Below are 12,772 nucleotides of genomic sequence, written 5' to 3' on the forward strand. Positions count from 1 at the left end.
AAGTCAGAAGCGAAAGTCTGGGGTAATGCCCAGAATATGCAGACAGACTTACGGTGATTTGGATGATAAAGTCCCAAGTAGTGAGTATATATGTCTAATACACAGTCTAAACAACTGATGGTGGAATGGCACTCTATTAACTGGCGCAAGCTAGAGCGTAGCGTGTATAAGCTCCAAAAGAGAATTTATCAAGCCTCTGCCCGTGGTGATGTGAAAGCATATCGCAGACTCCAGCATACGCTGATGAAGTCATGGTCAGCAAGAGCTTTAGCGGTTCGTAGAGTTACCCAGGATAACCAGGGAAAAAAGACGGCAGGAGTTGACGGTGTTAAATCGCTAACTCCAAAGCAACGTGTAGAACTCACTGATAACTTAAACCTGGGAACAAAGGTCAGCCCAACCAGGCGGGTATGGATTCCTAAGCCGGGAACGGAAGAGAAGCGACCTTTGGGCATACCGACGGTGTATCCATATTGCACCTTGATTCAATGAAGTTTAGGGATATTCTCCTCTTTATGATTATTCTCCACTCAATGCGCTGCAATTGGGTATAGATTTTTTCACAAGTGAATGAGCCTCCCCAAGGCAAGAGTTCGCTAAGGTGAAAAAAGTAGTGGTTAGTGAGCTAATAGTGAGCTACTAATAGGGTAGGCTAGAGTTGTATCAAGTGTGGAAATCTACCAAACAATGGCAACAAAAAATCCCCGTATAGCAGCCTACCCACCACCCAAAGTCTATGAACTGTTGGTTGAATTTAAGCGCTCTCAAGGATTAAAGTCAGATTCTGCGGCTATCGTGGCAATTCTGGAGACTTATCTATGCGGTAGCATACCCAATGTGCTACCAAGTGAGCTATCAAATACGCCAAAGCGAATTGAGGATTTAGAGGTGAAGGTGAGTAGTCTACTTTCTGATGTAGCAGTACTTAAGCAGGCAATGAGTCAGTATACTTGTCAAGCATCTGATGAAGATCTATCGCACAACAAATATCTGCATCAACCTGATAACTACGAGGCATTAAGTGAGCCACCAAACGAATCTGTAGTTACGTCCGGGAGTACATCTAGAAGTGAGCCACCAATAACTGGGGCAGATGTTGACACTGAATTATTGAAGTCATCTGTTATTGAAACCGTATCCGCTGACAGTGAGCTATCAAATGAGTCACTATTGGTAACACCAACTGCTGAATCTATCTTAAATTCCACACTAATTGAGGAGAACACGCCTCCCTATAATGAGCTACTAAGTGAGCCAGCATCAAATGAGTTACTAGAGACCGTCATTGGTGAGCCATTTCATAACTCACTTGACGATCTACCAATGCTCGAAGAAAATAATCATCCCAAAGTATCATCTGCCAATAGTGAGCTAGTTAACGACTTACCTGATAGCTCACTAGAGAAATCCGAAAGTAAAAATTCCCTGGAAGTTCCATCTCACCTGACTGGTGCAGCTTTAGCCAGAAGACTAAATGTTTCTGGCAGCACCCTTCGTCATAAAAAAAATGCTGCCAATTTTGGGCAATGGACTTCTCTTCATGATCCAGATGGAATTGCTTGGCATTTTGATGGTAAAAAATTTATTGAAAAGCCCTCAACCGATAGACAGTAAAACCCCTTGAGTACAAAATTACTCAAAGGGGTTAACGATATTCAAACTATTGTTTGCCGCTCACTATCAAACTAGTATTATTCAGATTTAACTGGTACGCGGCGGATTTTTTCACGTAAAGTCTCTAAAACTTCGGGCGTGACTATATACCACCAAGGACTTCTAGGAGTTTCTTGGAATGCCTGAATAATTCCTTTGTCACGCCAGTAATAGACGGTATGAATTCCAACACCAAGTTTTTCAGCCAGAGCACTTGTGGAATAATAACCTTCTGGACTAACCCCTAAGTGTGCTACTTGTGGGTTACTTAAGGGCTTTTCAATCCCAAACTTCCAACGAATCCAAGCGACACCTTTTTTTGTAAAAGAACGCCCAGTACCACCCACCAAACCTCGGTGATTGAGTTCATGAGCAATTTCGCTATCAGTTCGACCCACAGCTAATTCTTCAATGAGTTGAATGACTTGGTTGGGTGTTCGGAATTTTTCTGCATTTGTTGGGCGTGTCGCAATCAATTCACTTGTAACTCCTGTATGCCAGAGTATCTGGACACGAGTGGAACGTTCTGGAGCATCAATTGGGGTGATAGCAACTTGTTTTACTAACAACCCTAATATCTCTTTACGCTCAAGGTTCGTAGTAGTACTGGCGTGCCAAAGTGTGGGAATATCGTTGGCTAAGTGTAAAATTTGTTGCCGTTGCACTGCTGTTAATTCCAGCCGTTGTACAAGACGTGCTTTTTGGTATGCCTCTTCTAACTCTGCTAACTGTTGTAATTTTTCATTCCATCTCTTTTCTAGTGTACGGGCTACTAAACGATTTTCTGGCTCAGTTGCATCATATTGCCGAAAAGCTCTTTCAGCTTCGTAACGTGCCCTTTCCAGTCGCAGTTGCCATGTTTTATCTGCCTCATCTGCAATATTTTCAAGTTCAGATAGGACAGCAAGGGAAATGTCTAGTTGCTCGTCCGTAAAAGCTGACAGCACATGAGCGGAAACGGCTGTATCAATTGCTGCTCCTGCAACGCTCCAGCAAGCACCAACGCTACCATCTTGTTTACGAGCTTGGGTACATTCGTAAGCTGCTCTACAACCACCAGTACCGTGGTAGCGAGGACTCATACGACGACCGCATTTACCACAAATTACTAAACCTTGGAGGAGAGCAAAGCCTTCTCTAGGTGTGCCTGGACATCCATCTGATAAAGAAATTGGGCAATTGCGTCTGAGTCGCTCACAATTAGACAAATATTCTGCCCAACTAATGTAAGCTTCATGAGCGTTGTGGATGATTACTTTCCATTCTTCTTGGGGTAGTTGCTGGATTTTAACCTTCTTTATTTGCCCAGCCTCAATTACATTAAAACTGCGTCGTCTACCATATACGTATGTTCCTGTGTAAGTTGGGTTGTGCAGTAGGGCAGTTATACGACTAAGGTTGGCTGGGGCCCAATAAAGTGTACCAATATCCCCAGGTCGCCAACGCCTTCTTGGGAAAGGAATTTGGTTTATACAAAAGTAGCGCATCACCTTAAATGCTGTTCTAAGTTCGCGGAACTTTTGAAAGGCTAACTGTATTGCGGCAACTACACCTTCATCTGGGTCTAGCACCAATTTCCCTTCGGGGTCGTAGACGTAGCCAGTAGGGGGAGAACAGCGCAACTCTCCTTTTTTAGCTTTATTGAGTTTGGCTCCTTGTAACCGTAAGCGCATACCATGTAGTTCCGTGTGGCTCCAAGTTCCCTTAAACCCCAGTATCACTCGGTCATTAAAATCATTTGGGTCGTAAATCCCATCGTGATCAATTACCAAGGTGTCTGTAAGGGCACAGATATCTAAAAGTTTATGCCAATCTGCTTGGGAACGAGAAAATCTTGAGGCTTCCAAAGCCAAAACAGCCCCCACTTCCCCTAAACCAACAGCAGCCATTAGTCGATGAAAATCTTCGCGTCCTGTTGTAGTTTGACCACTTTTACCAAGGTCACTATCCAATACGGATATTTGACTCTTGTCCCAACCCAAGGTTAATGCACGGTCAGCTAGGGCATATTGTCTTTCCGTACTTTCACGGTTAAATTCTACCTGAGTGGGTGTTGACTGTCTTAAATACACAACAGCACGGCGTTCCAGATGGGTTGAACTAATTTTATTATTCATCTGGCTCACTCCTAGTTATCGCGTTCTGTGTCTGTTGAGTGGAGAGTATTTTGTCCACTAACCGTGCTGTTAGCTTTATAAGGCGACTTAGCCTTTCTTCGTTTTTGGCTTGAGCGGTTGCTAGTAGATGCTTTTTTCTCATTTTTTTTCTTGTGTTTGACTTCAATATCATCAAGAACACAAGAAGATTCGGACGTTATAATTTGCGATCGCCCTGCTACCCATTCGCTTAATCGCAGTAATTTCTCAGGTAAAAACTTCCCGACTGTTTGGACTGTGAAAGCTTGCTGTGGCCATAGGTCGGTTTCCGTTGCTGGTAAAGACAAAAATCCTCCCAAAGGACTTTCTACAGTTACTTTAGTCTCTTGCCCAACTTTACGAATTTGCTGTATTACAACAAACTGACCACATAACGGGTGGATGGGATTGATGATGGTGACACAACTTCCCACAAGTGACTTGAAGTTATGTGCAGTCTTACTGTACTGTTCCTACAATGAAAGACCGAGCCTTGCAAGCGCTTGTCAAATTGGCTCTTGAGCCAGAATGGGAAGCGCGATTTGAGCCTAACTCATACGGGTTCAGACCAGGACGCTCATGCCAAGATTCGATAGAAGCAATATTTGGGAGTATCTATCTCAAGCCCAAATACGTTTTGGATGCAGATATTTCCAAATGCTTCGACCGTATCAACCAGGAAGCACTGTTAAGAAAATTAAATACATTCCCCACCATCCGCCGACAAGTTCGAGCTTGGTTAAAAGCGGGAGTGATGGATGGTAAGCAGTTGTTTCCAACATCTGAGGGTACGCCACAGGGCGGGGTAATTTCTCCGTTACTAGCAAATATTGCCCTCCACGGAATGGAAGAACGGATAAAGCAATTTGCCGAAACTATCGACCTCAAAGATTACAGGGGTAGACAACAGGGCAAAAGGGACAAAAGAACAAGCCTTAGTCTCATCCGCTACGCCGATGACTTCGTTATTCTCCACGAAGACCTAACCGTTATCCAAAGATGCAGAAACATTATCTCTGAATGGTTACATGGCATGGGTTTGGAACTAAAACCTAGCAAAACGAGGCTTGCTCATACCCACATAAAGTATGAACAAGAACAGCCGGGGTTCGACTTCCTTGGCTTTAATATACGCCAATTCCCGGCTGGAAAATACTCATCTTCCAAATCAACAAAAGGAAAAATACTAGGTTTTAAAACAATCATCACCCCAAGCAAACAGAAGCAAAAGGTACATTACGACCAAATCGCTAGTGTTATTGAGGCTCATAAGGCTGCACCGCAAGCGTCGCTAATCAGCCATTTAAACCCAATCATTAGGGGGTGGGCTAACTACTACGCGACTGTAGTAAGTAAGGTAGCTTACTCAGATATCGATGACCTCACGTACCAAAAGTTAAGCGCTTGGGCAAAACGCCGCCACCCTAAAAAGAGTAGGGAATGGGTGTCAAAAAGGTACTGGCAATCCATAGGCGGTGATAACTGGGTATTCGCAACCAAGAAGGAAGGGTCAACCCCACTTCGGTTACTAAACCATGCTGACACCCCAATAGTGCGCCATGTGAAAGTTAAAGGCGAATCGTCACCATACGACGGAAATCTGGTTTATTGGAGTTCAAGAATGGGTAATAACCCAGAAATGCCAAATAGGATTTCAAAACTCCTGAAAAAGCAAAAAGGGAAGTGTACCCACTGCGAAATGTTCTTCCGCGAAGACGATGTGATGGAAGTTGACCATATCATCCCGAAATCAAAAGGTGGAAAGGATGAGTATAAAAATATTCAACTTCTACACCGACATTGCCACGACACAAAGACAGCCAATGATGGCAGTCCTGGCACAAAATCTGGCTGTAATAGTGCCGAGCCTAAGCCCACCAGAAAACTTGAAAAAGTCGCGGATAAATGGGTAATGAGGTATGCGTGACAAGCACCAAATTATTGAGGAGCCGTGTGAGGTGAAAGTCTCATGCACGGTTTTGAAGACCAACGGGGTTGGTGACAACCTCGTTGAGTTTACTACATTTCTCACTTGCTCAGATGGTTCCAAAATTGAATCACCCCAGTTTTTCAAGCAGTCCCTAAACATTATTAAAAAAGCCAGCAGATATCATTCCAGAAAGCTAAAAGGTTCTGCTAAGCGAGAACGGGCAAGGAAAAATCTAGTACGTAGATACGAGGATATTTATAACCGAAGACGCGATTGGTTTTGGAAATTAGCACATGAATTAACTAATAAGTTCGATGTCTTATGCTTTGAAACATTGAATCTTAGGGGAATGCAACGCTTATGGGGCCGCAAAGTATCTGACTTAGCTTTTGGTGAATTCTTGCAAATTCTAGAATGGGTTGCTAAAAAGAAAGATAAGCAATTGGTATTTGTGGATCAGTGGTATCCTTCCACAAAAACTTGTTCTAGTTGTGGATACGTTTTAGAAACTCTTGATTTGTCTATTAGAGAGTGGCGTTGCCTATCCTGTGAATCTGTGAACGGACGCGATGAAAACGCCGCTCGGAATATTTGTGCAGTCGGGGCATCGACTGTTAGGTTAGGTGATGTAAGACGGGCTAATCCTGCTATCGCTGTCTGATCCCAGAATCCCCGCAATTCAATTGCGGGGAGTATGTCAAGAACATAATTTCAACAGTTCAGGGGGCGAGAAGCCTTCTTGCTGGAGTAGATATAGCGGCGGCTCGTTAGGGATTATCGTCCCAAAACGGGCAAGATGTACGTTTTCCACGCCAACAGCATTTTGAAAGTTGACCAAGAAATAAAAAATTAAAACCTCAGAATTTAAGGCTTCTGAGGTCATAAATAGCTTTAAATAGGAGAAAAATCATGGACTTAATATTACCCGTTCTCTCCACGAAAAAAACAGTAAAACTACGGATAAATTACCCTATTGAACATCTAGAAGCAGGGAATGGAACCATCTCAACCAATCACTTTTATTTTTGCTCAACCCCTTACGTCACTCAATGATCATCGTTTCATGTGGTAGTGACTTTGAGCGAAAATAAAAGTCAGTAAATTTTCTTTGGAGAGTTGGGTTTAGATAAAACGGGCTTAATCGTAACCTAAAAACCATAATGCCCCAACTCGCGTTGATGAAATCAATACCACTCCTTCATCCCAGCAACAGCCCACTTTGAATACAGAGAACCCTGTTGCTTTTGAAATCACAGGGTAAGGAGGCTCAGACTCCATTGGCAAGTTCCTGTGCCACTTCACATTAGTTAAGAAGTAGCAGGGTTCTCCAAAGCATTGAAATAGTCTTTGCGTGAATTTGAGCGCTTGTTCAATGTTGTCGAAGACAGAAGGTTCTCCCATAGCACCTTGGTTCAGCAATTTTACTATCACCATAGATGCCTCTTGAAGGTTTAATATTTCCCAGTTCTGAGTTAAATAACCACTAGATAAATAACGACTATAAGGTTCATTGAGGCTATCAAGAAACAAAAGGGTGAGGACAACTGGATCTGATATGTCTTGCAAACTTGTGTTTGCTTGTATATCTCTCATGATTAGGAAGGCCGTAGCGAGATCCAAAGTGTCATCAGCAGATGTTGCCTCATTTTCAATCATCTGTTGAAGCTGGTAGCATTCTTCAGATAAGCATGGATGAAACTCAACCCACTTTTCTAAAAACTCTTGTTCGACACTCATCAAAATTCACCCGCTCAAGTTCTTCATTAAAAGTTTTGTTACTCCATTGTCCACGCATAATAAGGATACGCTCGCCTGTCATGCCAGAGGTAAACTACAAGTCTGGAATATTAGGCTACTTACCATTGAGGGTATTAATTTTTGGTTGATTGCCAAGGGCACTGCCCGAAGCGCGCAATCGCTTTCGGGCAGAGTCTGCCAGTATTGTTGTGCTGTCAATTTTGCTGTTGTTGATTCAAGTTAATCAGGATAGTATATACCCCGATTAAGAACAGGAAACTTCAAATGAGAATTTTTGTGACAGGCCGTCTTTGTTTGTTCGGAGAACACAGCGATTGGGCAGGAGAATATCGCAGAGTTAATCCTAAGATCGATTTGGGCTACACCTTAATTGTTGGTACTAATCAAGGAATTTATGCCGATATCAAGCCTAATTCTACTGAGTTAATTATTCGTGGTTCTCTCTATGATGGCAGGCGTTATGAACCGCTCAGATTACCTATGGAATCTAATACCCTCAAGTGCGTAGCCAAAGAGGGTGGTTTTTTTAGTTATGCTGCTGGTACAGCTTATCAATTTCTGACTCACTATGGTGTTGGCGGACTTGAGGTTGATAATTATTTAACCGACTTACCCATCCAAAAGGGATTATCTTCAAGTGCTGCCTTTTGCGTTCTCATGGCTCGCGGATTTAATCGTCTGTATGACTTGAAGATGACAATTCGTGAAGAAATGGAGTTGGCCTACCTTGGAGAAAGAACCACTCCTAGTCTTTGTGGTCGTATGGATCAGGCTTGTGCTTATGGAAATCGCCCAATCTTGATGATATTTGATGGTGAACAAATCGACATTATTGAGCTGAAAGTTAGCAAAGATTTATTTTTTGTGATTGTCGATCTCGGTGGCAGTAAAAACACACAAGAAATTCTCAGACGATTGAATGAGTGTTATCCAATAGCTACTAATCCAATAGAGCAAAATGTCCAAAAATATTTGGGTTCTATTAGCTCGGAAATTACCCGTTCGGCAGTAAAAGCAATACAAAAGGGAGATGCTCAACTTCTTGGAGCTTTAATGACAAAAGCCCAAGCTGAATTTGATCGGTATGTAGTTCCGGCTTGTCCAGAACAATTAACTGCAAATCAACTGCATCGACTTCTCCATCACGAGCCTCTGAAGCCTTATATCTTTGGAGGAAAAGGCGTGGGTTCTCAGGGTGATGGCACTGCACAACTGATTGTTAAAAATCAATCAAGTCAAAGAAAAGCTATCGAAATTATTCAGCGCGATTTCCCTCAAATGCAACTCTTAGAGTTAACTATTTCAAAACTACCTGTATGATTGACTTAATTAACTGAGGAGAAAAAGCATTAAGCTTGTCTTGTAATTTCTAATTTCATGGATATTAACCAACAAAAAGAACAATTTAGCATCACGTATATTAGAGCCATCGCTGCCGTTGCAGGTTATTCTTTATATAGACCAGAAGTAGATAACGACAGCGTAGATTTAGGCATAGTTAGCAGAGGTGGTACAGGTAAAATCCTTTCTCCTAGACTAGAACTACAACTAAAATGTACAGCCAGAGATATTCTTGAAGAAAACTATATTAAATATCCCCTTTCTATCAAAAATTATAATGAATTGAAAATCAATGCCCTTGTACCTCGAATTTTAGTAGTTGTTTTGGTTCCAGAAAAGATAACAGACTGGATAAAACAAACCGAAGATGAACTTTGTATTAGACATTGTGCTTACTGGGTATCCTTGCGTGGAATGCCAAACACCGAAAATACAACCAATGTTACTATTGAAATACCCCGTAATAATCAGTTTACGCCTGATGCACTCCAATCCATCATTCAACGCATTAGTTTTGGAGAAAGCCCGTGAAAGTTACTATTAAAGATAGCCAAATCCTCAAAACCGTTAACCCTGAAGTGATACAGGCACATTTGCAAGCAACAGGCTGGCAGGAGACAGGGCGTATATATAATGATGCTGGGGCAATTTGGCGGCTGAAAAAAGATGCGGCTCCTGAATATGAAATTTTGTTACCCCTCCAACATGATTTAGGAGATTACGCCGAAAGAATCAGCGACATATTAAAAACATTATCAGCGGTAGAAAATCGTTCGCAAGTTGATATTTTAAGCGAATTTATTACTAACTATCCCAACTTCACGGTTCTTGGTATAGTCATGCAAATTGCTACTCCATCAATTGATAAATTGAGTGGAGAAATTACTTTACTATGTACAATTTTTGAGAAATTGCAATCAATTAAAACTGAACTAGCAGACCATGATTATATCTTAGCTATTAAAGCTTATCAGGAACGTTTACCAATTCGCTGCACAGGTGATTTAGTCAAAGTTGACAATCATTTTATTCTGAGAAATCCTCAAAATTTCCAAATTGACAATATCTAAATTTTTAGTCTTTCCTAAATCAATTCTGATATCGAGTCGCTCATCTGCTTTTGCAAACGCTGGCGGTTATCATCATATTTCAATACCGTTTGAACTTGGGCGTGTCTGCTGAATCGCTGAGTAGCGCGGTAGTTGCCATTGTTCAGATCCAATACAGTAGTAATCGCACTGTGGCGGACACGATGCGGCGACATCTTTTTAGTAATTCCGGCTTGCTTACATAGCCCATCCACCAGTCGCCTGATTGCCTCCCCGGTTAATCTCGCTCCATTCTTGTGGTAGGACAGCACCGTAAAAAGCGGGTCATCGCCACGTTTTTTCTTACTCGCTTTAATCCAACTGGCGAGAGCGTCGGCGGTTTTATCCGATAGGTCAAGCACTTCCTTCTGGCTACCCTTGCCTTTACCTAGAATAGAGAGCGTTTTCTCCTTGGGGTTAAAGTCATGCACATTTAAATTAACAATCTCATTGCGGCGCAAGCCATTATCCCAAAGTAACCGCAGAATCGCATAATCGCGCTTACCTTTTAAAGTGTTCTGGTCAACTAACGCTATAACGATGGCATAGTCACTAGCGGCAATACCTGTAGTGTCGCGGTAAGTTTCGACCCTTTCACCTTTGACATCATCGACATAGAAATTGCACACACCCAAGCGCCGCCCCATTGCAACCATCGACTTGATAGCACTGAGCCGACGATTCACCGTAGCTTCAGCCAGTTTTTTCTTGATGAGGTGTGCTTTGTACTTGAGAACCACAGCGACAGCATGACGTTGTTCCAGGTGAAGAAACTCTAGAACCAAATCCCGGCTGGGTTCTTTCTTGGCGACGAACTTGAAGAAATCTTTCAGGTCTTTTTGGTATTCGCGCTTAGTGTTGGGCGATCGCTTATCACCAATTAACTGCTGAATAACGTCAGGGTCATTCTCTAGGGAAAAATCCTCACCGATCGCTAAGGCGAGTGAGTTTTCTAAGACACTAAGATTTTCCGGGTGAATGGGTGTCATTGGTGATAGCGCAGCAGAGATTGGGAAGTTGAATACTTAAGCTATATCTTAGTTGAAGAGAGGTGTTTTTTCTTATAAGTAGTGTGAAAAGCAATATTGTCGCACTATCTCGTGACACAGCTGGGGGAGGGGTTTGAAGAGTATTTGTTAGATGATTGACATTTACTGAGGGCGAATCAGAGAAATTTTCTGCGATAAAAGTGTAAGGATTGACTTATAAATACGTGATCTGACGGTACATGAATCGGGCGAATATCATTTCATTTGGGGGGTCTAAGAAACCGCCTACAATAGCGATATCAGTCAAGATATCGAGTAAGATATCGCCATGTCCACAAAGAAAAGTCAGACCAAAAAACAGCCGCCAAGCGAGATGATCCGCGTCCCCGTTCCTTTAATAGAGGCTGTACGCTCTTTGTCTCGGTTGCACAGGCAAGGGCGCACCAACGAGGTGCTACAAGGCATCCAAGAATTAGTAATCAAACTAGATAGCATTGCTGATATCGATTACTTTGTTGATATTAAACAGTTGGCGCAACGGGTAGCCCAACTAGAATCACGCTTGGAGTCAGGCTCTAGTAATGAGTTTAATGAAGAACTGGCGGACATGAGTTTACGCCTAGAGCAGCTAGAGACGGCGTATAACCAACTGATTATCTACCTCAATAGCAAGAGTAAACCCAGGCAATCTTCATCACGGTACTATACTGGTCAAGGTGAGGTAAAGATAGATACTTATACACCACAAAACTTAGCAAAGCGTTTGGGGGTTGAGCTGGCGACTCTAGAGCGTATTCGAGTGAATGCAAAAAAGCCGGAGGAGTTTGTTAGTTGGAGTAGGGGACGTGACCCCAGTAGTTTGGGTTGGAGGTATAACCCAGAAAGTGGACTTTACCATCCGGTGAGATAGCGTGCGCGGACGCGTTTGACTTCCTTGTTCGTAATATGAATTTTGTTCAGAATATAACCAAAGAATGCTCTTGAGTATGAGTAATGAGCAAACACCATTCGCTGTGGGAAAAACCTTGCGGGGCGGCAACAAGCTACTCTCATTGCCATTTACCGTGCTGACCAAATTGAATGAATTAATCTATTAGCTCTTTCATCTGAAAACAGTGCTGATGAGGATAATTCAAGTAGTAGACAAATTAAACTGATAAACTTGTTCACAAGATGTTGCTCCCCTTGAAATCATGAAATTTTCAGATTTAGCTCTAGGAGATTTATTTCAATTTTTAGAAGGAAAATATACTTACAAAAAAGTAGGCTCAGAAGCTGGAATGCCCATGTGTTCTCGAATGAACCACATTGCTGAGGTAAAACCAGAAACAGAGATAATTAGCGTCGAACCAAGCACCTACTCACGCGAATTAGAAGAGAATGTACCTGACTTTAAACAGTTAGCTTGGGAACTCGAATGCGAAATGGCAGAGTTAGATGCCCACTATGCTGACCTATAACCCCTCCAAGTATTAATCGCTGTTTTTTAGTTATCTTCTTAAGTAAGGTCGTTACTATCCTTAAGTTGCGTTCCACAGTTTTAGAACCAGTCCATGCCTAAAAAATCAAGAGAACGTTATCCCCAAAATTGGTCAGATATCGCATTCGTTGTCAAACAAGAAGTGAACTGGCGATGTTCTAAGTGTGGGTTGCAGTGCATTCGCCCAGGCGATGATACCTCCAAACTTACCCGTTCTCAAAGAACCGCATTAACATTAACAGTGCATCACTATAATTTCTTGCCGGAGGATAATCGTCGGTCAAACTTATGTGCGTTATGCACAGCTTGTCACTTGAGTTTTCATACGCGACGCAGGGGGAATTTATCGCCGGGGCAACTGTCTTTGTTTTGAGCATTCAGATTTATTATTTTCAAGC

The 12,772-nt window shown here is 42.4% G+C and carries 13 protein-coding genes and 1 pseudogene; 10 read left to right on the forward strand and 4 right to left on the reverse strand.

What is annotated here, in order from left to right; all coding sequences use genetic code 11:
* The first annotated feature begins 90 nt into the window (after window positions 1-90).
* Complete coding sequence (locus tag AC5JL8_RS22935) at window positions 91-492, forward strand: reverse transcriptase N-terminal domain-containing protein (protein WP_495881997.1); 402 nt, start codon at window positions 91-93, stop codon at window positions 490-492.
* 195 nt (window positions 493-687) lie between these two features.
* A complete protein-coding gene (locus AC5JL8_RS22940; RefSeq protein ID WP_495881998.1) occupies window positions 688-1,614 on the forward strand; it encodes a hypothetical protein in 927 nt (308 codons plus the stop codon).
* 77 nt (window positions 1,615-1,691) lie between these two features.
* Here the strand turns inward: AC5JL8_RS22940 and AC5JL8_RS22945 are convergent, their stop codons facing one another.
* Window positions 1,692-3,770, reverse strand: coding sequence for a recombinase family protein (locus tag AC5JL8_RS22945; protein ID WP_495881999.1), 2,079 nt, complete (start codon window positions 3,768-3,770; stop codon window positions 1,692-1,694).
* Between the two features lie 11 nt (window positions 3,771-3,781).
* Window positions 3,782-4,222: a DUF5372 family protein gene (locus tag AC5JL8_RS22950; RefSeq protein ID WP_495882000.1), complete on the reverse strand. Its 441-nt coding sequence runs from the start codon at window positions 4,220-4,222 to the stop codon at window positions 3,782-3,784.
* Window positions 4,223-4,266: 44 nt separating this feature from the next.
* Between AC5JL8_RS22950 and AC5JL8_RS22955 the strand changes: the two genes are divergently transcribed.
* Both AC5JL8_RS22955 and AC5JL8_RS22960 read left to right on the forward strand, forming a co-directional pair.
* Complete coding sequence (locus AC5JL8_RS22955) at window positions 4,267-5,715, forward strand: group II intron reverse transcriptase (RefSeq protein WP_495882001.1); 1,449 nt, start codon at window positions 4,267-4,269, stop codon at window positions 5,713-5,715.
* A 94-nt stretch (window positions 5,716-5,809) separates the two neighbouring features.
* A pseudogene (locus AC5JL8_RS22960) lies at window positions 5,810-6,379 on the forward strand (RNA-guided endonuclease InsQ/TnpB family protein); the annotation flags it as partial.
* Between the two features lie 476 nt (window positions 6,380-6,855).
* Here the strand turns inward: AC5JL8_RS22960 and AC5JL8_RS22965 are convergent.
* Window positions 6,856-7,455: a hypothetical protein gene (locus AC5JL8_RS22965; RefSeq protein WP_495882002.1), complete on the reverse strand. Its 600-nt coding sequence runs from the start codon at window positions 7,453-7,455 to the stop codon at window positions 6,856-6,858.
* A gap of 285 nt (window positions 7,456-7,740) precedes the next feature.
* Between AC5JL8_RS22965 and AC5JL8_RS22970 the strand changes: the two genes are divergently transcribed.
* The 3 genes from AC5JL8_RS22970 to AC5JL8_RS22980 are packed head-to-tail and all read left to right on the forward strand — an operon-like array spanning window position 7,741 to window position 9,887.
* Window positions 7,741-8,796, forward strand: a complete 1,056-nt coding sequence (locus AC5JL8_RS22970) for a mevalonate kinase family protein (protein WP_495882003.1) — start codon at window positions 7,741-7,743, stop codon at window positions 8,794-8,796.
* 57 nt (window positions 8,797-8,853) lie between these two features.
* A complete protein-coding gene (locus tag AC5JL8_RS22975) occupies window positions 8,854-9,348 on the forward strand; it encodes a DUF4365 domain-containing protein (protein ID WP_495882004.1) in 495 nt (164 codons plus the stop codon).
* Window positions 9,345-9,887, forward strand: coding sequence for a hypothetical protein (locus AC5JL8_RS22980; RefSeq protein WP_495882005.1), 543 nt, complete (start codon window positions 9,345-9,347; stop codon window positions 9,885-9,887). The genes AC5JL8_RS22975 and AC5JL8_RS22980 overlap by 4 nt, the downstream gene beginning before the upstream one ends.
* 14 nt (window positions 9,888-9,901) lie before the next feature.
* On the opposite strand, the gene AC5JL8_RS22985 is transcribed toward AC5JL8_RS22980, so the two are convergent.
* A complete protein-coding gene (locus AC5JL8_RS22985) occupies window positions 9,902-10,894 on the reverse strand; it encodes a tyrosine-type recombinase/integrase (protein WP_495882006.1) in 993 nt (330 codons plus the stop codon).
* 328 nt (window positions 10,895-11,222) lie between these two features.
* Here AC5JL8_RS22985 and AC5JL8_RS22990 point away from each other — a divergent pair, with 328 nt between their 5' ends.
* The 3 genes from AC5JL8_RS22990 to AC5JL8_RS23000 all read left to right on the forward strand — a co-directional run bounded on the left by AC5JL8_RS22990 (window position 11,223) and on the right by AC5JL8_RS23000 (window position 12,747).
* The gene (locus AC5JL8_RS22990) at window positions 11,223-11,804 is read left to right on the forward strand and encodes an Hpt domain-containing protein (RefSeq protein WP_495882007.1); all 582 of its coding nucleotides are present in this window, start codon (window positions 11,223-11,225) and stop codon (window positions 11,802-11,804) included.
* 283 nt (window positions 11,805-12,087) lie between these two features.
* Window positions 12,088-12,354, forward strand: a complete 267-nt coding sequence (locus AC5JL8_RS22995; protein WP_495882008.1) for a hypothetical protein — start codon at window positions 12,088-12,090, stop codon at window positions 12,352-12,354.
* Between the two features lie 93 nt (window positions 12,355-12,447).
* Window positions 12,448-12,747 carry an HNH endonuclease gene (locus AC5JL8_RS23000; protein WP_495882009.1) on the forward strand — a complete coding sequence of 100 codons (300 nt, stop codon included), beginning with the start codon at window positions 12,448-12,450 and terminating at the stop codon, window positions 12,745-12,747.
* Window positions 12,748-12,772: the final 25 nt, after the last annotated feature.

It is taken from the genome of Mojavia sp. (assembly GCF_059505145.1).